General features: G+C 54.0%; 24 protein-coding genes and 3 tRNA genes. 7 read left to right on the top strand and 20 right to left on the bottom strand.

What is annotated here, in order from left to right:
- Positions 1-244: 244 nt before the first annotated feature.
- The 6 genes from ASN_RS07155 to mnmE form a co-directional block, all read right to left on the bottom strand.
- Positions 245-320, bottom strand: a tRNA-Lys gene (locus ASN_RS07155).
- 66 nt (positions 321-386) lie between these two features.
- Positions 387-1,295 carry a ParB/RepB/Spo0J family partition protein gene (locus tag ASN_RS07150; protein ID WP_006557794.1) on the bottom strand — a complete coding sequence of 303 codons (909 nt, stop codon included), beginning with the start codon at positions 1,293-1,295 and terminating at the stop codon, positions 387-389.
- A gap of 2 nt (positions 1,296-1,297) precedes the next feature.
- Entirely contained in the window at positions 1,298-2,089 is a 792-nt protein-coding gene (locus ASN_RS07145) for a ParA family protein (RefSeq protein WP_006557795.1), read from the bottom strand.
- Positions 2,082-2,678, bottom strand: a complete 597-nt coding sequence (gene rsmG / locus ASN_RS07140) for a 16S rRNA (guanine(527)-N(7))-methyltransferase RsmG (RefSeq protein WP_006557796.1) — start codon at positions 2,676-2,678, stop codon at positions 2,082-2,084. The genes ASN_RS07145 and rsmG overlap by 8 nt, the downstream gene beginning before the upstream one ends.
- Positions 2,675-4,543, bottom strand: coding sequence for a tRNA uridine-5-carboxymethylaminomethyl(34) synthesis enzyme MnmG (mnmG, locus tag ASN_RS07135; protein WP_058987730.1), 1,869 nt, complete (start codon positions 4,541-4,543; stop codon positions 2,675-2,677). The genes rsmG and mnmG overlap by 4 nt, the downstream gene beginning before the upstream one ends.
- 22 nt (positions 4,544-4,565) lie before the next feature.
- Positions 4,566-5,819 carry a tRNA uridine-5-carboxymethylaminomethyl(34) synthesis GTPase MnmE gene (gene mnmE / locus ASN_RS07130; protein ID WP_231948504.1) on the bottom strand — a complete coding sequence of 418 codons (1,254 nt, stop codon included), beginning with the start codon at positions 5,817-5,819 and terminating at the stop codon, positions 4,566-4,568.
- A gap of 1,183 nt (positions 5,820-7,002) precedes the next feature.
- Between mnmE and ASN_RS07125 the strand changes: the two genes are divergently transcribed.
- The gene (locus ASN_RS07125; RefSeq protein WP_058987728.1) at positions 7,003-7,461 is read left to right on the top strand and encodes a methylated-DNA--[protein]-cysteine S-methyltransferase; all 459 of its coding nucleotides are present in this window, start codon (positions 7,003-7,005) and stop codon (positions 7,459-7,461) included.
- Between the two features lie 80 nt (positions 7,462-7,541).
- On the opposite strand, the gene ASN_RS07120 is transcribed toward ASN_RS07125, so the two are convergent.
- From ASN_RS07120 to ASN_RS07100, 6 genes are all read right to left on the bottom strand, one after another.
- A complete protein-coding gene (locus tag ASN_RS07120) occupies positions 7,542-9,644 on the bottom strand; it encodes a M1 family metallopeptidase (RefSeq protein WP_058989219.1) in 2,103 nt (700 codons plus the stop codon).
- 152 nt (positions 9,645-9,796) lie between these two features.
- Complete coding sequence (locus ASN_RS07115; RefSeq protein ID WP_157765135.1) at positions 9,797-10,405, bottom strand: hypothetical protein; 609 nt, start codon at positions 10,403-10,405, stop codon at positions 9,797-9,799.
- The gene (locus ASN_RS20045) at positions 10,338-10,532 is read right to left on the bottom strand and encodes a hypothetical protein (RefSeq protein WP_157765134.1); all 195 of its coding nucleotides are present in this window, start codon (positions 10,530-10,532) and stop codon (positions 10,338-10,340) included. Before ASN_RS20045 ends, ASN_RS07115 begins: the two co-directional genes overlap by 68 nt.
- A gap of 503 nt (positions 10,533-11,035) precedes the next feature.
- Positions 11,036-11,112, bottom strand: a tRNA-Pro gene (locus ASN_RS07110).
- An 89-nt stretch (positions 11,113-11,201) separates the two neighbouring features.
- A complete protein-coding gene (locus ASN_RS07105; RefSeq protein ID WP_082666611.1) occupies positions 11,202-11,786 on the bottom strand; it encodes an LOG family protein in 585 nt (194 codons plus the stop codon).
- 49 nt (positions 11,787-11,835) lie between these two features.
- Positions 11,836-13,053 (bottom strand): MFS transporter, encoded by a 1,218-nt coding sequence (locus ASN_RS07100; RefSeq protein ID WP_058987727.1) that lies wholly within the window; start codon positions 13,051-13,053, stop codon positions 11,836-11,838.
- Positions 13,054-13,193: 140 nt separating this feature from the next.
- On the opposite strand from ASN_RS07100, the gene ASN_RS07095 reads away from it, so the two are divergent.
- Entirely contained in the window at positions 13,194-13,769 is a 576-nt protein-coding gene (locus ASN_RS07095) for an NUDIX domain-containing protein (protein ID WP_058987726.1), read from the top strand.
- Positions 13,770-13,879: 110 nt separating this feature from the next.
- Here the strand turns inward: ASN_RS07095 and hemJ are convergent, their stop codons facing one another.
- Genes hemJ through hemE form a run of 3 tightly spaced genes read right to left on the bottom strand, consistent with a single transcriptional unit; the run spans position 13,880 to position 16,109 of the window.
- Positions 13,880-14,332, bottom strand: coding sequence for a protoporphyrinogen oxidase HemJ (hemJ, locus tag ASN_RS07090; RefSeq protein ID WP_006557809.1), 453 nt, complete (start codon positions 14,330-14,332; stop codon positions 13,880-13,882).
- On the bottom strand, positions 14,329-15,030 hold the full coding sequence (locus tag ASN_RS07085; RefSeq protein ID WP_058989216.1) for an HAD family hydrolase: 702 nt from the start codon (positions 15,028-15,030) through the stop codon (positions 14,329-14,331). Before ASN_RS07085 ends, hemJ begins: the two co-directional genes overlap by 4 nt.
- On the bottom strand, positions 15,030-16,109 hold the full coding sequence (gene hemE / locus ASN_RS07080; RefSeq protein ID WP_058987725.1) for a uroporphyrinogen decarboxylase: 1,080 nt from the start codon (positions 16,107-16,109) through the stop codon (positions 15,030-15,032). Before hemE ends, ASN_RS07085 begins: the two co-directional genes overlap by 1 nt.
- A 370-nt stretch (positions 16,110-16,479) precedes the next feature.
- Between hemE and ASN_RS07075 the strand changes: the two genes are divergently transcribed.
- Together ASN_RS07075 and ASN_RS07070 are read left to right on the top strand one after the other, a co-directional pair.
- Positions 16,480-17,112 carry a Maf family protein gene (locus ASN_RS07075; protein ID WP_058987724.1) on the top strand — a complete coding sequence of 211 codons (633 nt, stop codon included), beginning with the start codon at positions 16,480-16,482 and terminating at the stop codon, positions 17,110-17,112.
- Between the two features lie 85 nt (positions 17,113-17,197).
- Positions 17,198-17,273, top strand: a tRNA-Ala gene (locus tag ASN_RS07070).
- Positions 17,274-17,439: 166 nt separating this feature from the next.
- On the opposite strand, the gene ASN_RS19580 is transcribed toward ASN_RS07070, so the two are convergent.
- On the bottom strand, positions 17,440-17,697 hold the full coding sequence (locus ASN_RS19580) for a hypothetical protein (RefSeq protein WP_157765133.1): 258 nt from the start codon (positions 17,695-17,697) through the stop codon (positions 17,440-17,442).
- On the opposite strand from ASN_RS19580, the gene ASN_RS07065 reads away from it, so the two are divergent.
- On the top strand, positions 17,696-18,937 hold the full coding sequence (locus ASN_RS07065; RefSeq protein ID WP_058987723.1) for a multidrug effflux MFS transporter: 1,242 nt from the start codon (positions 17,696-17,698) through the stop codon (positions 18,935-18,937). The genes ASN_RS19580 and ASN_RS07065 overlap by 2 nt on opposite strands.
- 35 nt (positions 18,938-18,972) lie before the next feature.
- Entirely contained in the window at positions 18,973-20,421 is a 1,449-nt protein-coding gene (locus ASN_RS07060; protein ID WP_058987722.1) for an amidohydrolase family protein, read from the top strand.
- A 162-nt stretch (positions 20,422-20,583) separates the two neighbouring features.
- Here the strand turns inward: ASN_RS07060 and ASN_RS07055 are convergent, their stop codons facing one another.
- The 4 genes from ASN_RS07055 to ASN_RS07040 are packed head-to-tail and all read right to left on the bottom strand — an operon-like array spanning position 20,584 to position 22,918.
- Positions 20,584-21,003, bottom strand: a complete 420-nt coding sequence (locus ASN_RS07055) for a hypothetical protein (protein WP_231948420.1) — start codon at positions 21,001-21,003, stop codon at positions 20,584-20,586.
- A gap of 24 nt (positions 21,004-21,027) precedes the next feature.
- A complete protein-coding gene (locus ASN_RS07050) occupies positions 21,028-21,222 on the bottom strand; it encodes a Trm112 family protein (RefSeq protein WP_006557818.1) in 195 nt (64 codons plus the stop codon).
- 23 nt (positions 21,223-21,245) lie between these two features.
- Positions 21,246-21,947, bottom strand: a complete 702-nt coding sequence (locus ASN_RS07045; protein ID WP_006557819.1) for an LON peptidase substrate-binding domain-containing protein — start codon at positions 21,945-21,947, stop codon at positions 21,246-21,248.
- Between the two features lie 11 nt (positions 21,948-21,958).
- Positions 21,959-22,918 (bottom strand): tetratricopeptide repeat protein, encoded by a 960-nt coding sequence (locus ASN_RS07040; RefSeq protein ID WP_058987721.1) that lies wholly within the window; start codon positions 22,916-22,918, stop codon positions 21,959-21,961.
- Between the two features lie 233 nt (positions 22,919-23,151).
- Between ASN_RS07040 and uvrA the strand changes: the two genes are divergently transcribed.
- Positions 23,152-26,046 carry an excinuclease ABC subunit UvrA gene (uvrA, locus tag ASN_RS07035; RefSeq protein WP_006557822.1) on the top strand — a complete coding sequence of 965 codons (2,895 nt, stop codon included), beginning with the start codon at positions 23,152-23,154 and terminating at the stop codon, positions 26,044-26,046.
- Position 26,047 lies beyond the last annotated feature (1 nt).

Below are 26,047 nucleotides of genomic sequence, written 5' to 3'. Positions count from 1 at the left end.
AATTCTTAGCAACCATGAGCATCTAAGCCCAGCAAGGGCAAATTTTCATACCCGCAAAATTGCAGAGAAAAGCTACCAAGACAAAGTGAAGGATTGGGCGGATAGGCTGAAGATCTGGATATTTATCATGAGCGGGGAAAAGGCCCCTGCCCTGCTAGCCTAAACCGGCCTTTCAAATGATTCCGGAAAGCCATGAGGGTGAAGCACCCCTAAGCCTGAAAACCACCTAAGTCTTTGGAAAGATTGGTGGGCGCACAAGGGCTCGAACCTTGGACCCGCTGATTAAGAGTCAGCTGCTCTACCAACTGAGCTATGCGCCCTTACAGTCTTGTGGACTGAAGTGAGGGCTTTGTATCACCCTCCCCTTCAAAGCACAAGTCTGAATTTCAAGATTTCAGACGAGAGAGAACGTCATCCAGTTGGTCCAGGCTGTTGTAATGAATTTCGAGAGAACCACCTTTCCGGCCGTCAAAATTCACCTTCACGCGTAAGCCAAGCCGCGTTGCAAGATCCCGTTCCAATGCTGCAATTTCAGGATCACGCGCCTTCTTGTTTTGCTCGGCTTTTTGGGGTTTGGCCTTGTTTTCAAGTGCTGCCTGAACCAGAGCTTCCGTTTGCCTGACGGAAAGGCCTTTGGTTAGCACATCATGAGCAGCAGCAATCGGGTCAGGATGAGCAAGCAGAGCCCGTGCGTGTCCGGCAGACAATGCGCCAGTTCCAACGGCTTTTCTTACGGACTCAGGCAGGCGTAGCAAGCGCAGGGTATTGGCAACGTGCGGGCGAGATTTACCAATTGCCTTGGCCAGTTCATCCTGCGTCAGGCTGTAATCTTCCATCAGCCTGCTGAACCCTTCAGCTTCTTCTATCGGGTTCAGATCTGCACGCTGGAGGTTTTCCACCAGGGCCGCCGCCATGGCGTCACTTTCGTCCAGATCACGTACCAGCACTGGCACTGTATGGCACTGTGCCAGTTGGGCAGCACGCCACCGCCGTTCGCCTGCAATAATCTGATACTGATCTTTTTTATCCGGATCAGGGCGTACCAGAATAGGTTGCAGAATACCGCGCGCCCGAATGGAATCGGCCAATTCCTGCAATGCCGTGGGTTCCATGTCCTGCCGTGGCTGAAAAGGACCGGGAACAAGAGCCTCAACAGGCAGTGTGCTCGCTGGTGCAGCAGGTTCTGCTTTTGCTGATGAGGAAGAAGCCTTCTCGGCCGCTACGGGAGCCGTATCTCCCAGCAACGCGGCAAGACCACGGCCCAGTTTGGGACGGGCAGCAGGTTTACGAGCCATGCTTACGATGTTCTCCTCTTGATTTCCTCAGCGAGCGCTCTGTAAGACGCAGCACCACTCGCCTTGGGGTCATACACCATAACGGGCTGCCCATGGCTCTGCGCCTCAGAAATACGGATATTACGGGGTATCAGAGTTTCAAGAACATCATCCCCAAAGAAACTGCGGGCATCAGCGGCAACCAGTTCGGAAAGATTATTCCGCCGGTCATACATGGTCAGCGCAATACCGGTTATTTTCAGACCTGTGTTCAGCTTCTTGCGAACACGCTCAATGGTCTTCACCAGATGGCCCAACCCCTCAAGCGCAAAAAATTCACACTGCAAGGGCGCCAGCACCCCATCCGCAGCCACCAGAGCATTCAACGTCAGCAGGCTCAGGCTGGGAGGACAATCAATAATCACATAATCAACAGATTTGGTCAGAGAAGCCAGAGCAGTGCGCAATCGGCTTTCACGCCCATCTTCATCAACAAGCTCTATTTCCGCCCCGACAAGCTCCGTATTTGCCGCGATAACAGAAAGGCCATCAATCTCGGTGGGCTGAAGCAGTTCTTCGGCGGGTTTTTCCTGCATCAGCAGGGCGTAGGCACCTCCCTGCCGGGCATCATATCCTACGCCCAGACCTGTTGATGCGTTGCCCTGAGGGTCCATGTCCAGCAGAACCACGCGGGCACCATCTTCTGCCAGCGCTGCGGCAACATTAATGGCCGTGGTTGTTTTCCCTACACCGCCCTTCTGGTTTGCTACTGCCAGAATGAAACATTTCTTTGCTTTTTTATCGGTCTTAGACACGTTCAAGATTGCTCACTTCAAGAATCACACCATCATGGCTTGTCACACTGGGGTGGATACACACATCCATGTGCCAGTTCCGTCTTGCCTCGGTCAACTCATCTTCGGCCTGCTGGCCTTTCAAAAACACGGCTTTTCCCCCTTTTGCCAATAACGGGGCCGTCCACTCCAACAATTTGGGCAAAGCGGCCAAAGCCCGCGCTGTGACAATAGGCGCGGGTTCAGGTGTCGCCTGCTCAATCCGCTCCGCCAGAACTTTTACCGGAGCTACCGTAACACGCGCGGCCTCGCGTAAAAATGCGGCTTTACGCTGATCTGATTCAATCAGGGTTCCGGGCACATTTGTGGCAATGGCTGTAATCACCCCCGGGAACCCACCCCCAGACCCAAGATCAATAAAGCTGGAAGCACCTTGCACCAAGGGGGCAATCTGGAGGCTATCACGCACATGCCGGTCCCACACAAACGCCATATCCCGGCTGGAAACCAGATTGATGCGCGGGTTCCATTTTTCCAGCAGGGCCACAAAGGCTTCCAGCCGCTCCTTCGTTTCACGTGAAACATGCATTTCAGGCACGATCATGCTCATCCGGCCACTCTCTGCCGCACATGAGCCAGAATAGCCACCAGAGCAGAAGGCGTTATTCCTGGAATTCTTTGCGCAGCACTAAAGTTTTCCGGCTTTGCACGCTCCAGCCTTTCCTTCATTTCAGCACTAAGGCCACCGATATCACTGAAATTGATACCTGTTGGAAACCGGATCTCGCTTTCAGCTTCCAATTGTTTGATCTCCCGCCTCTGCCGGACGAGATAGCCTTTATACCGCGCCTCGGTTGTCACGTAATGACGTGCTCTTTCTGAGGCAGACAGATACCATGGGGCCAATCTGGCAATAACATCATCCGTTATGCCATAGCCCAGAATTTCCAGAAGCGTTCTACGGCGGCCATCAAGTGCCACTTTCACTCCTGACTGAACAAGCACATTTGGGGCCCAGCTCTCCTGCTCGGCTTTTTCTGAAACCTGCTTTATTTCAAGGCAATCTTTTTCAAAAACGGACTTCCGCTCTTTCCCCACGCAACCCCAGTCGATGCCAAGCTGGGTCAGACGCATATCCGCATTATCCGCACGCAACGTCAGACGATATTCCGCGCGTGAGGTGAACATGCGGTACGGCTCACTCACTCCCTGCGTGGTCAGATCATCCACCATGACGCCAATATACGCTTTGCCTCTATCAAGGCTGACCGCTTCCTGCCCCCCTGCCCGCCGTGCAGCATTCACGCCTGCCAGCAGCCCTTGAGCCCCGGCTTCCTCATAGCCTGTCGTGCCGTTGATCTGACCGGCCAGAAACAGGTTGGGACATTTCTTAAGTTCGAGAGATGCCGTCAGTTCTCGGGGGTCAACATAATCATATTCAACAGCATAACCCGGCTGAGCAATGATGGCGTGCTCCAGCCCCGGGATAGTGTGAATCATCTCTTCCTGCACATCTGCGGGAAGGCTGGTTGAAATGCCATTCGGGTAAATCAGATGACCACCTTCATGCTCAGGGAGAGCTTCCGGCTCAAGAAAGATCTGATGGCTGGTTTTTTCTGCAAACCGCACCACTTTATCTTCAATAGACGGACAATAACGTGGTCCACGGCCTGAAATAGCCCCTCCATATACTGCTGAAAGATGCAGATATTTATTGATAATATCGTGTGTTTTCTGGTTTGTCGCCGTTATGCCACATACCATTTGCGGGTTTGTAATGGCCTGCGTCAACCGGCTGAACGGTTCAGGATGATCATCCCCTTTATCTTCAGCCAAAGAGGCCCAATCAATACTGTCCTTAACCAGACGCGCAGGCGTTCCCGTTTTCAACCGGCCCATTATCAAACCAAGATTTCTCAGCCGCTTGGCTAACGCAACCGCAGGTTGTTCCCCCACTCGGCCCGCCGGTTTAGATTTATGCCCAATATGAATAATTCCATCCAGGAAGGTCCCTGTCGTCAGAACAACAGCGCCAGCCCGATAGGTCGTCCCGTCCTCACACACCACTCCCTGCACGCTTCCATCTTCCGCACACAGAAGATCACCTGCAGCACCTTCAGCACAGTCCAGAAGAGGGGTTTCAGCCAGCAGGTCCTGCACAGCCTGTTTGTAAAGCATCCGATCAGCCTGAGCACGAGGCCCCTGCACGGCTGGGCCTTTAGACCGATTAAGAAGCTTGAAATGGATACCTGCACGATCAGCAGCGCGGCCCATAATGCCATCCAGCGCGTCTATCTCGCGCACCAGATGCCCTTTTCCAATCCCGCCAATAGCAGGATTGCAGGACATGGCCCCCACCGTGCTTTTGTGATGCGTTAACAGAAGTGTGCGGGCACCACAACGCGCTGCGGCAGCAGCAGCTTCACAGCCCGCATGCCCTCCTCCAACAACAATCACATCGTAAAAACGGTCCATTATTCCGCCGCCTTTTGCAAACCTATTTCCCAATACAGAACTGCCCGAACACTGCATCCAGCAGATCTTCCACGCCCACATGGCCTGTAAGCCGCCCTAACGCCCGCATTGCCAGACGCAATTCCTCTCCCCGCATTTCCGGCCATTCCTGCTCCAGTGCCTGCTGCAGACAAAGGCAGGCTTCCTTCACGCCAGCCTCATGCCGTGCGCGGGTTAAAAGAGGCGCACCAGAAGCCGACTGTGCCGTTAAGGCTTCCACCTTCTGCTCAAGAATCGTTCGGAGTGCGTTCAACCCCTCGCCCGTCTGCAGACTGACAGGAATTACAGACATCCCTAACACTTTTGCAGGCACAGGCCCAAGGTCTGTTTTATTGCCTATCAGCAAAGCGCCAGGAAAGACATTCTCCGGCAGCATATCCCCCGTGAACATTTGCAGTACACAGTCTGCCTGTTTCACGTGAAACAGTGCCCGTTTGACACCTTCAGCTTCAATTTCGTCCTGAGTTTCCCGCATTCCGGCCGTATCAACAAATGTCACCCGCACACCGGCCAAACTACCGTTCACTTCTATGGCGTCCCGCGTCGTCCCCGCCACGGGGGACACAATGGCGGCATCACGGTCTGCAAGCCAGTTCAGTAGGCTGGATTTGCCTGCGTTAGGAGGGCCCGCAATGGCAAAGACAACGCCCCGCCGAATCCGTTCGCCTCGTTTTCCGTCCTGAAGATGCTCCTGCATGGCACCAATAAGCGCGTGAATCTCGTTCAACAGGCCTTGTTCCACCTCTTCCGGCAGATCTTCATCCGGGAAATCAATCAGTGCTTCCTGATGCGCCAGAACCCGCTTCAGCCGCTCTGCCCAGTTTTCATACAGGCGGCTGAGCGCTCCATCAGTTTGCGCCAGCGCCAGCTTCCTCTGGCTTTCCGTCTCGGCATCCACCAGATCAGCAATGCCTTCTGCTTCCACCAGATCCATGCGACCATTGGTAAATGCCCTACGGGTGAACTCACCCGGTTCTGCAGGACGAGCACCGCCTGCTACCAATGCCTCTGCAACTGCTTTGATAACCGCCGGTCCCGCATGAAGATGCAGTTCAAAACCATCTTCCCCCGTGTAGCTATTTGGGCCAGGAAACCAGAGCACCAGCGCTTCATCCAGAAGATTGTCTTTTACGCTGGCATCCTGCCATACACGCCGCAAAACGGCTTTCCGGGGTAGCGGAACCTTCCCACATAAGCGGGTCAACAGGCTTGCGCTTTGGGGACCGCTGACACGCATGACTGCAATGGCCGCTCGTCCCAGACCAGTTGAGAGCGCAAAAATGGTCTCTTCACTCTGATAGCCCACGGCGGCCTGCTCCTTCTGTCATTCCGTAATCTCTGAAGTCTCTCTTTTTCGGCCCGCGTCTCAGTATGATCCGAGCCGACAACCAAAACAGGTCTTCCTTATCCTGCTAAGGAAAGGAGGAGCGAGAAATACCCGCCTCTCCCTTTGATTGGCTGAGGCTTTCTAAAACAGATTCCCGCCCACGCGTAGCCAAAATTAAGACCTTGCAGCCTGCTCCCTTCTTCCTGCTTGGATGGAGAGAGCTAGGAAACTGTTTTCAAAGAAGGCAGCAAAGCGAAAAAACAATCAGGATAAAAAATAAGCGACACAGAATTGAAGCTCATATCTACAGCGTAAGATGAAAGCCTTCCCAAATTTTGATTGAAAAATCAGGCAGATCAATTTGGCTACTTTTTGAGTTAAGGCTTACTTCAAAAGTCCCTACGCTAGGCAGGCACTCATCTGGCGTGAATATGCGTTGTCCTTTCACCCCGATGCATCCGTATAAGCAGCAAGACTTCTTTTTAGCTCAAAAAATGCTCTGCCTATCCTCCCTTCCGCTTTTTTGATGGTGACTTAAAATGCGGGTCGGGTGTCGTGCCCATGGTGCCATCTCGCGGGTTCAAATCTGCCCTTCGATGCATCCAAGCCTCTTGCGCTTCTCCATTTCTGGGGTTCGCCAACAGTCTCTAGTCGAGGTTCGCGGGCTCTTCCTTTTGTTTTGGCCTGACATTTTGTGGCTTTCCTTTTGAAAGAGAAAGAGCATCCGCCAGTGAAGAGATAGCCATTTCTGCTGCTAAAAATTACAGCATGCAAACTTTCAGACAGAAATATCAGGATAAAGGCTCAACGAGCTTGTCTGATACTGAGAGCAACCCAACTCAGTTTGAAGAAAAGCAAAAACCGTCCTTTGGATATTTCAGCTACGAAAACCGAAAGAGGAGGCAAACTTAAAACCATGCCCGGCTAAGCACAGACAAAAGTGGATTCATGGAGAGGGAGAGCCATTTTAAAATGGATGCCCGTAAAAATTCGTCTCTGCTGAAGGTCGGTATCTTTTTTAAGCCCCGTCTTCAATCTGCTTGTATAATGTCCCTACTCTCGTCTGAAACCATAACGCCCGAAGGGTCGATTTATGCCGCAGCTTTCCCTCCACTCACCACTTGGTCCGCTCACTCTCACCGAGGAAGAGGGAAAAATCATTTCTCTGGATTGGGGATGGGGTCGGGACCAGACAGAAACGCCTTTGCTCTGTGAAGCCAGAGACTGGCTGGATAAATGGTTTGATGACCCCAAAGCATCGGGAGCTTTTCCTTTCCCGCTTGAACCGTTTGGCACGCCTTACCAGAAAAAAATATGGGCGGCTTTGTGCGCTATCCCGGTCGGCAGTGTCACCACCTATCAGGCGTTGGCTCAACAGGTTGGCGGCAGTCCGCGTTCTGTGGGGCAGGCTGTAGGCCGCAATCCTATCCCGATCCTGATCCCGTGCCATCGCGTGGTGGCTCAGCGTGGACTGGGTGGATATTCCGGGGATGGCGGCATTGAGGATAAACAGTGGCTTCTGAACCTGGAAGAAGCCCGTCTAACAGCATAAGGACTGTTTTATGTAAAAGGGCCGTAGCACCCTTCTTTGGCGCGCTACGGCCTTCTTTTTACCGAAAACTGAGCAGCGTGTTAGTGCTGCTGATCAGGTGATGTCACGCTCATGGCTGCTGCTGAAGCAGCATCTTTGTGCGCAATATCCGTCTTCACCACAAACGCATTATCTGTCCGGTTAAGATCAGGAATTTTGTGATCAGGGTCCAACACTACAGACTGGATAGCCTGTTTCCCCGGAATCTGAAGCGTGACGTCGTTCTTCTGGTACCACGTTTCAGTTGGAATCAGCACACGGGCTGAGCTGCCGTCTATCCACGTAATCGCCATTGTCACCGGCAGGGGTAGCCACCCCTTGTTTTTGACATGCACAAGTGCGCCTTGAGAGGGATTGCCGTTAACGTAAGAAACGGACCGTAGAGCATAGTCAGGCCCCCAGTTCTTAAAATACCAGCCCCGCCAGAACCACGAGAGATCTTCTCCCCCTTCACTCTCCATCACCCTGAAAAAATCTGATGGCGTAGGATGCCCAAACGCCCACAACGCAATGTAGCGTCTGAAAGCACGGTCAAAGCGCTCTGGGCCCAGTATCTGTTCTCTCAACAATTGCAGACCATAAGCGCCTTTAAAGTATGTCACCGGATGGCGATATTTTTCGGGTATAAGGTCCGCAGCCGTCATCAATGCGGGTGCAGAGGCATCTTTCAGAACAGGGACAATATCATCCGCAGGTTGGCCGGTCTGGGGCGCAAATTCCACATCACGCTTGGGTGCAAACTCACCATGATTGAAATGCTCTGAGGCATACATATCAATAAACGTATTGAACCCTTCATCCATAAAAGCATGGCGGCGTTCATTGGAGCCCACAATCATGGGAAACCACCCATGCCCCAGTTCATGAGTGGTCACCCAGAACAGTTGAGATCCCGCATCCTCTTTCCCATCAAAAACAATGCCGGGATATTCCATGGCGGCGCCATGCCCGCCAACATTCACTGCATTGGGCCATGGATAAGGGTACCACTTGCCTGAAAAATACTCGATCGCATGTTTGACGTATTCTGTGGAGCGATCCCATTTTTTCTCCCCTGCTGCTTCAGCCGGGTAAACCGACATAGCCAGACGCGGAAGTGGATTTTTGGCATCCGAGCCTTCCAGTGGAGGCAGATCAAGTTTTGCGGCATCCCACAGCAACGCAGCGGACGCCACAAACGCCACATCACGCGTATTGGACATGTGGAAACGCCATGTCTGTGTGCCTTGCTGCACCTGATCAACCAGCGCTTTGACGTCTGCTTCCGTGCGGATCAATACGCGTGTTTCACTTTTGGCGGCGTCGGCCAGACGGCTCCGTTCCTGTGCGGTCAGAACATCATCCGGGTTTGTAAGAGCACCGCTCCCCACCACCAGAAACCCTTTAGGCACAGTAACGCTATAATCGATAGTGCCGTAATCCAGATAGAATTCCTGCCCCAGATACGGGGCTGTATCCCACCCTCTTACATCGTCATAAACAGCCATGCGGGGATAGAACTGGGCAATTTCATAAACCTCCCCGTCCCGATCCTGACTGAACGCTGTGCGGCCACCCCATTCAGCAGGAATCTGGTAATGCCAGGAAATTTTCAGGGTTAGTTTGCCACCGTTTGCAGAAAGATCGTGCGTCAGGGGCACCTGCATACGGGTGTCAGACACTATCGGCGAAACAGGCGTATCTTGCCCATTATCCTGTATGGCAACCCCATCTATCACCACGCCATCTGTGTGGTGACGCAGCCACCGGGGCGTTGCAAAGGAAGCGCGAGAACCAAGAGCATACAGATTCTGGTCAAGCTGCACCCAAAGGGAAGAAAGAGCGTCCGGGCTGTTATTGGTGTAGGTCAGTGTCTCAGTGCCAGATAGCACATGCGTGGCCGGATCAATCTGGACATGGATGTCGTAATCAGCATGATTTTTCCACGCTTGCGGGCCGGGTGCGCCGCTGCCGGAATGATAGACGTTCACGGGTTGCGGATAAGCCAGCGGCGCAAAAATCTCTTGTGCATCTGGTTCTGCCGCATTTGCAGCAACGCCAGTCACGGTGGCAGCAAGAAGACCACCTGAAAGAGTTAAAGCCCGATACCCAACCAGAACCCTGCACGACGCCAGATAATCACGTAAATACTTAAATGCCACCACGCTTATCCCCTTTTGACACTCTGCTTCCCTATCAAACATTTACCCTAGCGCAGTTTTTTACTGGCCATAAATGCAGAAAGGAGAAAAGGGCTGCCCCTTTTCTCCTTCCGTAATGGTCTTGTGGTTCTGGTATCAGAAAATAAACGATAGAATCAGCGTTTATCGCAGCTTTCCGTGTAGGTATTAAAGAAACGCCCTGCACTACAACGCACAACATCAGACGGCTGTGAGACATTTTGCGGCACAGCGCCGGAATAAGCTGGCTGCTGATAGGAAGAATACGCCGGGTCTCCCACAGGCTGAGAAGACGCTCCTCCATAATAATAGCTTTGAGGCGCGTAAATATTCTGGCTCTCATACCCATCATAAGAGGACGCAACAGCACTTCCTACCGCCAGCCCGAGCGCTGAGCCGAAGACAAACGGCGCGCCCCAACCCCAGCCCCAGCCGCCATAGGGACCAGCACCCCAGCCCCAACCGGGATAACCCCACCCCCAGCTATAATAGGGGTAGCCCCAGCCTCCGCCACCCCAGCCCCATCTGGGGCCACCGCCCCAACCGCCGCGCCAGCCCATACCGCCGCCGTAAAATCTTCCTGGGCCGCCAAAGCCCGGGCCACCGCGAAAGCCGCCACGCCCCGGACCACCAAAGCCGGGACCACCGGGGCGAAAACCGCCGCCCATACCGCCGCCTCTAAAAACCGCCACCAGGCCCCATGCCGCCACCGCCACGGAATCCTCCCCCACCGGGGCCGCCACCATGAAAACCGCCGCCTCCCGGCCCACCACCACCGCCCGGACGCGCCAGAGCCTGCGCCACAGGAGCCAATCCGGTTGCCAGAGAAAGGCAAACCGCCAGGCCATATTTGAATGATGCTTGTTTTTTCATGATCCTCTCCCCGCAGGGTAGATATCCAATTCCATGGGGCTCCGCTTTCTCAACCGAAGCCGTTGTGGGTTCTCATTATAAGATGGGGCATCAGATGCCGCGTTTCCATCCCCAATCCGGCTCTGCTGCATGAAATACTAACACGATCTGCAACAAACATTCACCTTACATGCCTCTATACGGCAATCTCATGGCGTCCAAAGACACGAACATGTAAGAGATGGACAAGATATCAGGCAGAGAAATTGCTAGCCGCAACAGCGTACCATGAGTCTCTAACGGGACATAACAGCGCCAAACCCTAAGATTTGATCTGTTGCCAGCGCCTTAACCACATTCTGTCAGATACGCATTTCCAAGCAGCATCTGGAATTTATGGTACCATTTCAGGAAGGAAACCGTGCCATCCATCTGCTTTTATAGCAGCTATGCGATGACATTATTATAGCCCAACTCTCCAGAAAGGAGTTGAAGGGTTATTTACTATTTTGGTGGGAAAAGTCTGGTCGGAGTGAGAGGATTCGAACCTCCGGCCCCTGCGTCCCGAACACAGTGCTCTACCAGGCTGAGCTACACTCCGATGACCTGCACGGGGCTATACCGCTCTCGTGCCGGTTTAGCAAGAGCAGAAACGCACGGAATCGCATTTCTGCCCCGTTTTATCGTGCTTTAAAGCTGCCCGGCAGGCACTTTCTGCTGCGCAATCTGTGGCTGAGAAAAGGCCAGAGCGGTCTCAATATCAGGAACCGTATGAATCATGGCGCGGGAGACAGGTTCCGCAAAGCCTTGCGCTACGGCAGCATCCAGCATGGCAATCACATGGTCAGCCCAGTGCTCCACATTGACCAGAATGATTGGTTTCCCATGCTGGCCAAGCTGCTTCCATGTCAGGATTTCCATCATTTCATCAAACGTGCCAAATCCACCGGGCAGGATCCAGAACGCATCCGCACGTGCAAACATGATCTGCTTCCGCGCATGCATGGAGTCCACAACAATCAGTTCTGCAACGCCTTCATGCATTTTTTCACGCGTTTCCAGAAAATCCGGAATAACCCCGGTTACAGCCCCGCCAGCCGTTAAGGCGGCATCTGCCACCACACCCATCAGGCCATGAGCTCCACCGCCATATATCAGCCTGATGCCCTGCTTTGCCAACACCTGTCCGGTTTTCTGGGCTGCCTGCCGATAAAGCGGATTATTTCCAAAACGGGATCCACAAAACACAGCAACAGCACTCAGCGTCACAGGCATCAGCTTTTTCTCCTCTGGCAAAAATGATGCATTACTGTCTCATGCCTGTTCACGAAACGCCAGCCGTATGATGCCGCTGATGGCTTTTCACCACCATGCACAAAACAACCCCCATCAGGCAGCACAGCGCCGTTATCTGAAACAGCACGCCATACCCCCACAACGGTATGATCAGGCCCAGAAGCGGGCCGGAAATACCAATGGCAATATCCAGAAAAACAGAAAACGCACCAATGGCCCCTCCTCTGTTCTCGGGCCCAACCTGTTCCACCGCACCCACTCCAAGAGCAGGAAACAGAAGCGAGAACCCAGCCCCTGAAAGAGCTGCCCCCACATTCGCCCAAAGTGGAGAATTGCCCCATGCCAGAACACTCAGGCCAAGAGCTTCAACCAGCAGGGAAAACAGGGCAACGCTCATGCCCCCCCGCTTTGCAATCTGTGATGTGAAGGCAAAGCGGGTCAGCACAAAAACCGAGCCAAACAAAGACAGCCCAATGGCTGCGCCATTCCAATGCTGATCTGCAAAATAAAGCGCCAGCAACGCTGAAATTGCCCCAAATCCGATTGATCCTGCCGCAAGTGCCAGACCATACGGCATGACACGAGAGAGAATGTTGAAAAAGGAGTGCTGTTTTGTGGCAGGAAGCGGATCAACTGCTGGCTGACGATTCGCCAGGGGCAGACCTATGCCCATCAGCATGGCTGAAAGCAGCCCCACCCCAAAAAAACCGCCAAAAGCCGGTAAAGTTGTTGCATGGTAAAGAAGTGTGGCAATCGGAGCACCTAGCGCAATGCCCCCATAGGAGCAGATTCCATTCCAGGAAATTACCTGAGCAGTATTTGCCACCCCCACCCGTCTGATATTCCAGACAATAGCAGCCGTGGCGACCCAGCTTTCCGCAAACCCCAGAACAATACGCCCCACAATTACCAGAAGCAGGGAAAGCATGGGCACACTGGCCAAAACACCTGCCATAGCCAACATGACACCGGAAAGCACACCTGCCGCCAACCCGACCAGCACAACTTTCTTGGGGCCTATGGTGTCAATCCTGCGCCCGGCCGAGGCGCGGGTAGCAAAAGTGGCCAGATACTGAACAGAAACAGCAAAGCCTGCCATGGCTGAACTGAAGCCCAGCTTTTCACGCACAAACAACGGCACAACAGCCATTTGCAGGCCAATGACCGTGTAACAAAGCAACGTAAAAAGCACGACCGCCAGAATGGTCATAAGGACGGAGGGCGAACGTACAGCCGTGACAGACATGATAAAACCCTTAAACAATCCGCTTTTTCTGTTTCTTCACACACTCCGTCCGCAGATGCCAGAAAAGCCCGGAAGTGCTTTTTGAGAAAGAGTCCTGTAAAATATGCTCTTCCAGATACCGGAAGATGGAACTACGCGTCATGACCACGTCATTCCCCGATGCAGGCGGATACCTCGTCCTCTCATCCCGCATTGCTTATGAAAACCCATGGACCCGCGTAAGGGAAGACATTATCCGCCGCCCAAACGGGAAAGACGGGCTATATGGCGTGGTTGAACGTGGTCAATTTGTTGTGATCCTGCCCCTTGGCCGTACGGACGATGGAAAACCCACGGTTACCCTGGTCAACCAGTATCGCTACCCTATTGGCAAACGGTTATGGGAATTACCCATGGGCATGTGGGAGTCCCGCCCTGATGCCTCGCCCGCAGATGTTGCTGCAGGGGAACTACGCGAAGAAACAGGGCTGATTGCCCGCACCATGCATCACGCAGGAGAAGTGTATCAGGGAGCAGGATATTCCACCCAGAAAGGGCACGTCTATCTGGCGACGGATCTGACCCCCGGCCCCACAAACCGGGAAGACACGGAGCAGGACATGACATGCCACACGCTGCTGCTGGAAGACGTTGAAGAGATGATCCGTAAAAACGAGATCACCTGCATGGTCAGCCTTGCCGCCTTTGGCATGCTGCGTGCACAGAACCTGATATAATATGGAGTTTTTATAACTTTGTATTTCAGAAAACACCTTCCGGACCATAGTTCCGGTCTGGAAGGTGCAGAATGTTTCTTATTGAAAAAGATAGACCATAAAACAGTTTTTTAGAATGGTCTTACAATGACCATGATCACAATAATCATCATCAGAACTGTCGGCACTTCATTGGCAATACGGTAATATCGTTCAGGGTGACGGTTCTGATCTTTTTCAAAATCTTTCCGCCACCGTGCACAAAATCCATGAAACGCAAACATGCCTAATAAAGCAGCCATTTTGCAGTGCCACCACCCAGCATGCCAATCAACGGCCCCTGGCGTAAGCACAAGAAGAATACCAAAAAGCAGGCTGGATATCATGGCAGGATTGATAATGGCCCGCAGAAGCCTGCGTTCCATGATCTTGAACCGCGCACTTTCTTCCGATCCAATCTGCACCTGACAATGATACACAAACAACCGAGGCAGATAGAACATCCCCGCCATCCACGCCATGACAGACATGACGTGAAACGCCAGAAACCAGCGTGTCCAGGGCAGGAAGGCTTCAATTGTCATGCCAGACGTCCCTGCGCCTTCAAGGCTTCTTTCAGAAGGGGTGCAAATTCACAAAGATGATGAATAACAACCAGATTTGGCCAGTCAGGCACGTCTTCACCTGCCTTGCGCAGTAGAACGCACATCATCCCGGCATCAATTGCCGCCCGTGCTCCTGTATTACTGTCTTCCAGAACAACACAGTTTGCAGGAGCAACCTGTTCTTCCTTTGCCGCATGCAAGTAAACATCCGGCCGCGGTTTGGGGATTCCCATATCCCGTGCAGAATGAATACGACCTTCAAAATACGGTGTCAGGTTGGTTGCAATGAACTTGGCATCCATTTCCTCAACAGAAGAATTGGAACCAACCCTGACAGGCAGACCAAGTTTTGTAACATCTTCAAGCATGGCATAGACACCGTCTATCGGCTCCACGCCCTGCTTCATGGCGGCGACAAAACGAGCCTGCGTTCTGGCAGCCCAATCCGCACCAAGAGATTTTCTGGTTTTCTGCTCAATAACATCCTGAATACTGGGCAGCGCCATACCAGAAAATGTATCAACGGCCAGATCATCTGGCACGTCCATACCTGCTGCTCGCGCTTCCTGAGCGCTGATACGGCAGCAGGTTTCCTCACTGTCCACCAGAACCCCGTCACAATCGAAAATGACAAGTTTCAGGCTGCCATCAGCCGAAAGAGCAAGAGGAGAAGCCATCATGCTGTCTCCCTGACTGTTTTAACCAGATCAGCAACATGTTCCACAGGCGTTTGCGGCAACACGCCATGGCCAAGGTTGAACACATGAGCCCGGCCTTTACCCGCATTTCTGACTGCCAGCGCTTCCCGTCGCATAGCCTCTCCACCTGCCAGAACGGCAATAGGGTCCAGATTGCCCTGAAGACCAATGGACTCAGGCACCTGCGTGCGCATCAGCGCCAGATCCGCACTGGTATCCAACGCAACAACATCTACACCCGTTTCGCGTGCATATTCCGGCACCATCATGCCGCCCAGACGCGGGAAACCGATGATTTTCACAGAAGGATGTTTTGCTTTCACAGCCTGAACAATCTGCCGGGTAGGCGCAATAACGTGCTTGCGGAATTCGGAGGGCGGAAGCAGACCTGCCCAGGAATCAAACAGCATGACGGCTTCCGCCCCAGCTTCAATCTGGGCACATAGGTAATCTGCCGTCGTTTCTGTCAGCAGAGCCATGATACGATCAAACAGCGCGGGTTCGGCAAACGCCATCTGCCGGGTAATGGCAAATTCACGCGAACCACCCCCTTCAACCATGTAACAGGCCACGGTAAAGGGAGCTCCAGTGAACCCCATCAGGGTTGTTGCTCCGCCTTTTGCCACACCAATATCGTCCGGGCCATCAAGAACTTTGCGCAGGCGGCTTAATGTTTCAAGAACAGGTGCGGTAATCTCCGCAATGCGGTTACGGTCCAGTCTGGCAAAATCCTGTTTGCTGCGGATAGCGCCCAGAACAGGGCCTTTTCCTTCAACAAACTCTAAAGACTGACCCAATGCCCAAGGCAGGATCAGAATATCGGAAAACAGGATGGCACCATCCATTCCAAAACGGCGGATGGGCTGCAATGTCAGTTCCGTGGCGATATCTGGCGTCATGCATCGCGTCAGAAAATCAGCCTGCGCACGCATGGCCCTGAATTCAGGAAGAAAGCGTCCTGCCTGTCTCATCATCCAAAGCGGTGGTGGCCACATGGCCTCACCATTCAGGGTTCTGAGAAGGCGCTTGGAGGGGGGGATTTCTGTCTTGCTGCTCATGCTCAGAAGTCCTGCACGTCTTTTTCCAGCCTGTCCACGCCCTCTTAACTATAAAAAAAGAAGATAGAATTGATTGTAGGGGTTAAGAGGTACTGTGGATGACGGGGTACCCACCATTCCAAAAATGTACCCCATCTTTCCCACAGTGTGTACAGATTACAGAGCCTTGGAAAAACAGGGGTTTTTTGAGTTATCCAGAAAATACCCCAATAAGGCTGTGTACAACTCACCGGTTCATGACTCTTGCAGGTTGTGCACGGTACTCGGTACGGGCTTGTCATGATCGCCGTACAATCCACATGTACCCCGGTACTCAGGATAGTACTCACACCCCTATTTTTTGCTCAGTACCTGAAAGGGACTCGCTCACGTGACAGATTTAGTACTTAAGCCGACTCCATTACAGGACAAACGTCACGAACTAGTACTAGCCAGCGGTTCGGCTATCAGACGAATAGTACTGACCAATGCCGGACTTGCTTTTTCAGTCATGCCTTCCAGTGTTGATGAAACGGAACTGAAGGAAGCTGGGCAGCGTGAGGGCTGGTCTCCCGCAACGGTGGCCCTCCGGCTGGCGGAAGCAAAAGCCCTGGCAGTGGATGTGCCTGATGCCTTTATCATTGGCGCGGACCAGATGCTGTCCTGCAATGGTGTTCTGTTTGACAAGCCAAAGGACAGGCAGGCCGCCCGGCATCATCTATGCTCGCTGCGCGGGCAGACACATATCCTCCACACGGCAGTTGTGGTGTGCCGGAATGGCGCAGTGCTCTGGCAGCATGTGTCTGAACCACGTCTGACCATGCGGCTGTTTTCAGATGCGTTTCTTGAAGCCTATCTGGCGGAAGAAGGAGAGCGCTGCCTGGCCTCAGTGGGAGCTTACCGGATTGAGGGACCGGGCGCGCATCTGTTTGAGAGAATAGAGGGGGATCACACTGCTATTCTGGGTCTGCCTCTCTTGCCGCTTCTGAGTGCGTTGCGTGAAATGAGTGTGATACTTTCCTGAAAAAAGGGGCTTGCCACCCGGAAAAACGCCTTGTATTAGGCATGCACACACATACCACCCCCAAGTGGTATGGTTGGAACAGTGTGGGGCCATAGCTCAGTTGGGAGAGCGCTTGAATGGCATTCAAGAGGTCGTCGGTTCGATCCCGATTGGCTCCACCAGTTCTTCCTTCCCTGACATTCAGACATTATTTCGTAGGACATGCTGTGGCAGAAGGTATTTTCCTTTTGTTGCGCTCCCTTGCGTCTGACAGATGCAATCGTTCTTTTGCTCCCTGAGATCATGCAGAAAAGCTGGAATGGCGGATAAGGCGCAAAGCTATTGTGACTAAAGTCCACTTTCTCCCAAAAAGAATGACACTTCAAAATATTCTTCGGGCCTCTCTCCTGAAGGAGAGTGCCCGTTAGATGCGTGCTGTTCTTCTGCTGAGACACTTGAAAGCTGATCGCATGGCGCGAGAAGCCCTTCTTTTCTTTCCGGACTGAGCGCCATCACGCCCTGCTCTGCTTCTGATCTGGGTGGACAAAACAGGGCTAAAAGACAAAAGAACAATTTCTTCCTTTTTTCGGGTCTGGTTTGGTTCATGACACGCTTCTCTCCCCCAAAAGCATTGCCCGGTGGTAGTTTTACCCCTTGGCTGATTGTGTTGCTGGGGTTGGTAACGGCCATTGGTCCGCTTGCAACGGATATGTATCTTCCGGCTTTTCCGGAAGTGGAGCGCGATCTGGCCGGAGGGCCGGGCTCTGCGCAGTTTACATTGGGGGCCTGGTTTCTGGGGCTGGCGATAGGCCAGTTCTCTCAGGGGCCTTTATCTGATCGGTTTGGCAGGCGTGCGCCGCTGGTGATCGGGCTCGCCATTTTTGTGCTGGCGTCTGCCGGGTGCGCCCTTGTGCAGGATTACCACCTGTTTTGCCTCTGCCGTTTTATTGGTGCGGTTGGTGGCTCAGCCTCTGCTGTGATTCCACGCGCGATCGTGCGGGATGTAGCGACAGGCAAAAAGGGTGCCCGCATCATGTCGCAACTGACACTGGTGTTTGGGGTCATGCCGGTTCTTGCCCCCAGCCTTGGCAGCATCGTGCTCAAGTTCGGCAACTGGCGATGGATCTTCTGGGTTGGCGTCTTCTATGGGCTGGCTGGTATTGTCGGTATTCTGCTGTCTCTGCCTGATACATTGGTTCCTGAACGGCGGATCGCCTTTTCTCCTGTCAGAATTGCCAGCCGTTATATTCTTATTCTTAAAGAACCGGTTTTTCTTTCCAATGCGCTGCTGGCTACGTTTTCGACCTTTGTGATGTTTGCCTATCTGGGCAGTGCACCTGTGCTGTTTGAACAGGTGTTGCACTTCTCCGCAGGGCAATTTGGGTTGTTCTTTGGCATCAATGCCGCCGCCTTCATTCTGGGAACACAGATCAATGGTCGGCTGGTGCATAAATTCGCCATGCCCGTGCTGCTGGAAAGTGCCCTGCTATGGGCTCTTGTGGTTGGTGCGCTGTTTGTGGTGCTCGCCCTTACCGGCATTGCGGGTGAACATCATCCCATTCTGACCTGTGCGCTTATCACCAGCATCACCGGCGCGCTGGGCTTTATCGGGCCTAATGCTACCGTGATGTCCTTTTACCATCACGGGCAGCATGCTGGCAGCGCATCGGCCATGCTGGGAACCATGCAGTTCAGTATCGGTTCACTGAGTAGTGTATTGGTGGGGCTGCTGCCTGGGGGTAGCGCTATACCAACGGCTATTGGCATGATGACAGGTATCCTTGGCATGGCGGTTGCTGATCTCATGCGCCGCCGTGCTCCGGCCATCGGGACGGAGGACGACTAGGGCCTCATGATTTTTCTGGAAGAGGGAAGAATGGTATGAACCAGCAGGCGACCGAACAGACATCCTTGCTTACGCAGGCACGGCAACGCAGATCTCCCTTCTCTCTTCCGGCTCTGTTGCTAGCGGGGGCCTGTTCCCTTGTGGCAATAGGCCAGCCTGTGCAGGCGGCAACGGTGTCAGCACCGGTTTTGCTGGAACACGTGCGGTTATTTGACGGTACGGACACGCCCGAGCAGGAGGATATGGCTGTTCTGGTGGAAGGTCAGTCCATTGCGGCTGTAGGTCATAATGGTGCGGTCAAAGCGCCTAAAGGCACCAAACGGATCAATCTGTCCGGTAAAACCCTTATTCCCGGCCTGATTTCCAACCATAGCCATGTTGGGGTGGTGTCCGGCACCAAGATAGGCGCGGAGAATTTTACCGCTCCGGTTATCAAGACGGCACTGGACCAGTATGAGCGCTATGGCGTGACGACAGTAACAGCGCTTGGCCTGACCAAATCGCCTCTGTTTGATGATCTTCGCAAAGCCCAGCATGCCAACACGGATGGCGCTGATCTGTTCGGGGTGGATCAGGGCATTGGTGTGCCGGGCGGCATGCCGCCGGAGGGCATGGTCAAGGTTGGGAAAGACCAGATTTTTCGGCCATCAACGGCGGAAGAAGCCCGCCAGGCCGTGGATACCATGGTCAGCGAAGGCACGGATCTGGTTAAACTGTGGGTGGATGATTTCCGTAACGGTGTAAAATCAGCCAAGCCCCTGCCCGTCATGAAGCCGGAGGTCTGGCAGGCCGTGATGGCGGAAGCGCATGCCAAAAATGTGCGGGTGGCTGTCCATATTCATGATCTGGCTTATGCCAAAAAGCTGGTTTCTGCTGGCGCGGATATTATTGCCCATGGTGTGCGTGATGAACCCGTGGATGATGAACTTATCTCTCTGATGAAAAGTCATAACGTATGGTATGTGCCAACAATCAGCCTGGATGAAGCGACCTATCTGTTTGCCGAACAGCCTGCCCTGCTGAATGATCCCGTTCTGAAGGCAGGACTGAGTGGAGACCTGAGCCGCCAGTTCTCTGATGCAGCATGGCGGGACAAAATTGTGAAGTCACCGTTGGATGCGGCGTCTCATAAAGCTGTCGCCATGAATGAGCAGAACTTGCTGGCCCTGTATAAAGCGGGAGTCAAAATCGGGTTTGGCACGGATTCCGGCGCTGCGCCTGTCCGTATTCCGGGCTTTGCCGAACATCGGGAACTCAGGCTGCTGGTTGAGGCTGGACTGACACCGTTGCAAGCCCTCCGGCTGGCAACCAGTCAGGCTGCGGCTTTGCTCAATCTGTCTGACCGTGGGGTCATTGCCCCCGGCAAGCGGGCGGATTTTGTGGTGCTGGAAGCTGACCCTGCCCAGAATATCGCGGCAGTTGATCAGATCAGCGCCGTGTGGCGCGGCGGCGTGCGGGCTGATGGCCCACTTGTGCCGCGGTAACGCGCAGCGCATTCAAAACTGGAAACAGAACAGGCTTCCGTAATGCTGCGGAAGCTTGTTTTTTTGTCTAATGAAGCGTGCTGCCCTGTTGGCAAAAGAGACACCGCCAAGAGTGCTTCAGGCTGGAAAAGGCTAAGTCGTTTTTCCGGCCTCTGACTGCCTTTAACGGGGTTGCTGCGTCTGCTGTGGCGGCTTGCCGTAGATCGCTTCTGTTTCCGGAATAACGGAATGGCCATCGCCCTGATCCAGCGGTCCGTTGGCCGCGTTGGAAGGTGTAAGGGCCTCATACCGGTCTTCAGGTTTCTGCGGCTTTTCTTCAGGCAACTGGCCGTTGGCGCGGGCTATGTCTTCGCGTTCTTCCTGTTCCTTGGCACGGCGTGCTTCCGCTGGGGCCGCTTCAGGCATGAAACGGCCGGGGCGCTCGTAAGGAAGATCAATATTGTCACCTTCAATTTCTCTGTGACAGCCCCCCAGAAACGGGAGGGAAAGGAGTGTAAGGCCTATCCCCACCAGAAAACCGGAAGAATGCGGCCGTATGCCGGTTGTCCGGTTGGGCCGAGCCAGAGAAAAACGATGTATCACGGAAGAATGGTGTCCTGCCGCAGGTTAGCCTTCCAGGTGACGCGCTTCCTCAGGCAGCATGACGGGAATGCCATCACGGATGGGAAAAGCCAGATGGGCTTTCTGACTGACCAGTTCGTTGGTTTCAGCGTTATAGGTCAGCGGCCCTTTGGTAACGGGGCAGACCAGCAGGGAAAGCAGGCGCGGATCAAGTGGGGCGTGGGTTTCAGCACCAGACATCAGGTATCATCCATACAAAATCATCATGAAGGCGGCCCCTCATCTTCCGGGCCAGCCAGATCAAGCAGCATCTGTAGCACACGCACACGGTCTGTCAGCGTGCCAGCATCAAGCAATGCCTGTTTTTCAGCCGGAGGGAAAGGACAGATCATGGGCAGGGTGACCAGCAGAACATCATCTCCCATCTGTTCAATGGCGGACCAGCGTGCGCCCAGCCCCCGTTGCTGGAAATACCGGCGCATGGAATCCAGCAGTTTCTGGCGATCAAAAGGCGCGGAGGGAAGTTCGCTGAGGTCAGATGCAAAGGAAGACGCATCAATCCGGGCTTGCCGGTAGCCGCGATGCAGCCCGGTCTCCCGCAGAAGCCGGAACCGGGCAATGCCACTGAGCGTGATGGCGTATGTGCCATCAGAACGTTCCGTAAAGGAGGTTATCCGGCCAATGCTTCCAATATGGTAAAGCGGAGGCGCGTCATCTGTTTCTGCATCTTCCTCCTTCCAGACGGGTTGAATCAACCCAATCAGCCTGTGGGAGGCCAGCGCATCTTCCACCAGCGCAATATAGCGCGGCTCAAAGACGTTCAGAGGCAGCTTTCCCCGCGGCAGCAGCAAGACACCGCTGAGCGGAAAAAGCCCGATCTCGGCCGGAATATCGGCCAGTGTCAGGTCAGACACCCGCGGAATGGCCCGCGGGATGTCCTCGTCGTCAGGGAAATAAGAAGCCAACGGTCCGGATATCAGGAAAAAAGGAGGGAGGAGAGCTTGCGGCGGGCCGCAAGGGTGGCAGGGTCATCATGCCCCCAGGCTTCAAAGAAGCGCAGCAGTTGCAGGCGGGCAGCCCCTTCTTTCCAGTTCCGGTCAGCGCGGATCACGGCCAGAAGTTCATCTGCGGCTTCTTCCCGCTTGCCAGCGGCGTTCAGCCCGGTGGCCAGTTCACAGCGCGCATCATAATCGTTGGGGTTAGCGGCCAGACGTGCCCGCACTTCCTCCATTTCCTCGGCGGCTTTGCGGCCTTCCTTTTTCAGTTCAAGGGCCGCGCGGGCCCCCACAACTTCCGGGGCTTCGGCAATTTTAGTGGGCACATCCGCCAAAGCGGCTGCGGCTGCTTCTTCATCATCAAGCGCCAGCATGGCGCGGATCAGGCCCCCCCATGCCTTGGGGTTTTCAGGCTCTTCTCCAATCACGGCGGAATAAAGCTCGGCAGCGTGCTCAGGGCGGCTGGTTTCCAGTGCTACATTGGCCTGCTCAAGCAGTTCGGTTGCGGGCATCGTGCCACCACCAGCGGCTTTCAGCACGTTTTCCACGAATTTCTTGATCTCGCTTTCCGGCAGGGCTCCCTGGAACAGATCCAGAATCTGTCCTTTCCAGAAGGCGGCAACCAGTGGGATGGACTGAAGCGGCAGACCAACCTGCGCCAACTGGGCGGTCAGCGCCCGATTGGCTTCAATATCAATTTTGACCAGACGCAAACGGCCTTTGGCTGCCGTCACCACTTTTTCCAGCACAGGAGCAAGCTGTTTGCACGGCCCACACCAGTCGGCCCAGAAATCCACCAGCACAGGCACGGTGCGGCTTGCTTCAATCACATCCTGCATGAAGGTGGCCTGAGAGCCATCAGAAACAAGCGGGACAGAAGCCTGAGCGCCCGCGCCTTCATTCTGCGCGCCGGGACGGGACTGGCCGATAATATGGTCCATCTGGTGTTATCCTTGCTCAAAACTGCGGTGGAGGCATGCAAAAAACGCTCCACATTTTGCGGCATGCGCCGCGCTTATCGTTCTAGATGGTCAATCAATCGTCCCGGTGCAATGGGAATTCAGGCAATCCATGCCCATATGGGCAGATTAAGTGTGTTGGGCAGCATTCCCATACAGCATGGGTAAGGGCTACAACAGCAACAGGACAAAACAGGAACGGCGGCGAACCCAAGATGGAAAATACCCCTCTGCCCGGTCATCAGGCCATTCGCGTTCGTGGCGCGCGGGTGCATAACCTCAAGAATGTGGATATTGATATCCCGCGGGACAGCCTGACCGTGATGACGGGCCTTTCTGGCTCCGGCAAGTCTTCTCTGGCGTTTGACACCATCTATGCCGAGGGCCAGCGCCGGTATGTGGAAAGTCTCTCCGCCTATGCCCGCCAGTTTCTGGAACTGATGGGCAAGCCGGATGTAGATTCGATTGAAGGGCTTTCTCCGGCCATTTCCATCGAACAGAAAACCACCTCCAAGAACCCGCGCTCTACCGTAGGCACGGTGACAGAAATTTATGATTACATGCGTCTGCTATGGGCGCGTGCCGGAGTGCCGTATTCCCCAGCAACGGGTCTGCCCATTGAGGCGCAGACCGTCAGCCAGATGGTTGACCGGGTGATGGCTCTGCCGGAAGGCACGCGTCTGCTTCTGCTCTCGCCTGTCATTCGGGACCGTAAAGGAGAATACAGAAAGGAACTGGCCGAACTGCAACGCAAGGGTTTTACTCGCGTGAAGGTGGACGGCACGCTGTATGAAATTGGTGATGTCCCTTCCCTGAACCGCAAGTTGCGGCATACGGTGGAAGTGGTGATTGACCGTATTGTGGTCAAACCCGGTCTTGAAACGCGGCTGGCGGACAGTTTTGAAGCCGCGCTGGAACTGTCAGATGGCATTGCCTACACGGAAGAAGTGCTGCGTGACAGTGATGCCACGCCAGAACGGCTGGTATTTTCCTCCCGTTTTTCCTGCCCGGAAAGTGGGTTCACGCTGGAAGAAATTGAACCCCGGCTGTTTTCCTTCAACGCGCCGCAGGGGGCCTGTCCATCCTGTGATGGGATTGGCACGGAAACCTTTTTCAACCCTGCGTTGGTTGTGCCCAATCCGTCTCTTTCCCTGAAAAAAGGCGCTATTGCGCCTTGGAAAGATGCAAAATCGCCTCTGCTGGACCAGACATTGCAAAGCCTGGCTGAGCATTTTGGCGTCAGTATGGAAACACCGTGGAAAGATTTGCCGGAAAGTGTGCAGAACAGTATTCTGGATGGTAGTCTGGAAGATGTGACGTTCACGTATAAGGACGGCAAGAAAAGCTATAGCGTAACCAAGCCGTTTGAAGGGGTGCTCGGCAGTCTTTCAAGGCGATTGGCCAATACGGATAGTATGTGGGTGCGTGAAGAACTTTCACGCTATCAGTCTGAAAAGCCCTGCCATGTCTGCAATGGCGCACGGTTGCGGCCAGAAGCGCTGTGCGTGAAGGTAGCGCAGAAAACCATTGCGGAAGCCAGTGATCTGCCAATTGGCAAAGCGTTGGACTGGTTTGATACGGTGCTCCCTACCCTGACACCACAAAGAGCAGAAATTGCTCGTCGTATCCTGCGTGAAATTCTGGAACGTTTGAAATTTCTGGATGATGTGGGGCTGGAATATCTGACCCTCTCCCGTAGTTCTGCCACCCTTTCTGGTGGCGAAAGCCAACGTATTCGCCTCGCCAGCCAGATCGGGTCCGGGTTGACCGGGGTTCTGTATGTGCTGGATGAACCCTCCATTGGCCTGCACCAGCGTGATAATGAACGCCTGCTTGGTACATTGGACCGTTTGAAAAAGCTAGGGAATACTCTGATTGTTGTTGAACATGATGAGGACGCCATTCGCAGTGCAGACTGGCTGATTGACATGGGGCCCGGTGCGGGCGTCAATGGTGGTACAGTTGTGGCTGCGGGTACGCCTGAACAGGTTGCAAAGTCACCAGAAAGCCTCACTGGTGCGTATCTGTCTGGCCGCAAGAAAATTCCAGTTCCGGAAACAAGGCGCCCGATTGATAAAAAACGGATTCTGACAGTTGAGGGCGCAAGCGGGCATAATCTTAAAAACGTAACTGCACGCTTTCCATTGGGAACATTTACCTGCGTGACTGGTGTATCTGGCAGCGGCAAATCCACGCTGGTGATTGATACACTTTACAAAACCCTCTCACGGGAACTGATGGGGTCTTCAACCACACCGGAACCTTGCAAGGCGATAAAAGGGATAGAACTGCTCGATAAAATTATTGATATCGACCAGTCTCCCATCGGGCGTACACCGCGCTCCAACCCGGCAACCTATACGGATCTTTTCACCCCTATTCGTGACTGGTTTGCCGAACTGCCTGAAAGTAAGGCGCGGGGCTACAAGCCGGGTCGTTTTTCGTTCAACGTCAAGGGTGGTCGTTGTGAAGCCTGCCAGGGCGATGGTGTGCTCAAGATCGAGATGCACTTCCTGCCTGACGTGTTTGTCACATGCGATACCTGCAAGGGAAAGCGGTATAATCGGGAAACGCTGGATATCAAGTTCCGCGGAAAATCCATTGCGGATGTTCTGGCCATGAGTGTTGATGAAGCCGTACCCTACTTCTCCGCCCAGACCCGTATTCGGGACCGGTTGAGCATTCTGCAAAAAGTGGGGCTGGGGTATGTGGCGTTGGGCCAACAGGCCACAACCCTTTCGGGTGGTGAAGCCCAACGTGTTAAACTTTCCAAGGAACTGGCACGTCGGGCGACAGGCCGCACGCTTTATATTCTGGATGAACCAACAACAGGACTGCATACGGAAGATGTGCGGAAACTGCTGGAAGTACTGCATGCGCTGGTTGACCAAGGCAACACGGTTGTCGTGATCGAACATAATCTGGAAGTGATCAAGACCGCAGACTGGATTGTGGATGTCGGGCCGGAGGGCGGTGACGGCGGCGGACAGATTGTGGCTGAAGGCACACCGGAAGAGATAGCGGCTTGCCCTGCAAGCCATACTGGGCACTTTCTGGCACCGCTGCTTGTTCAGAAACCGGCAAAGAAAACAACCAGAAAGAAAAAATAAG

It is taken from the genome of Acetobacter senegalensis (assembly GCF_001499615.1).
Lineage (GTDB): Bacteria > Pseudomonadota > Alphaproteobacteria > Acetobacterales > Acetobacteraceae > Acetobacter > Acetobacter senegalensis.
This window is presented reverse-complemented; position numbering and strand designations above follow the sequence as displayed.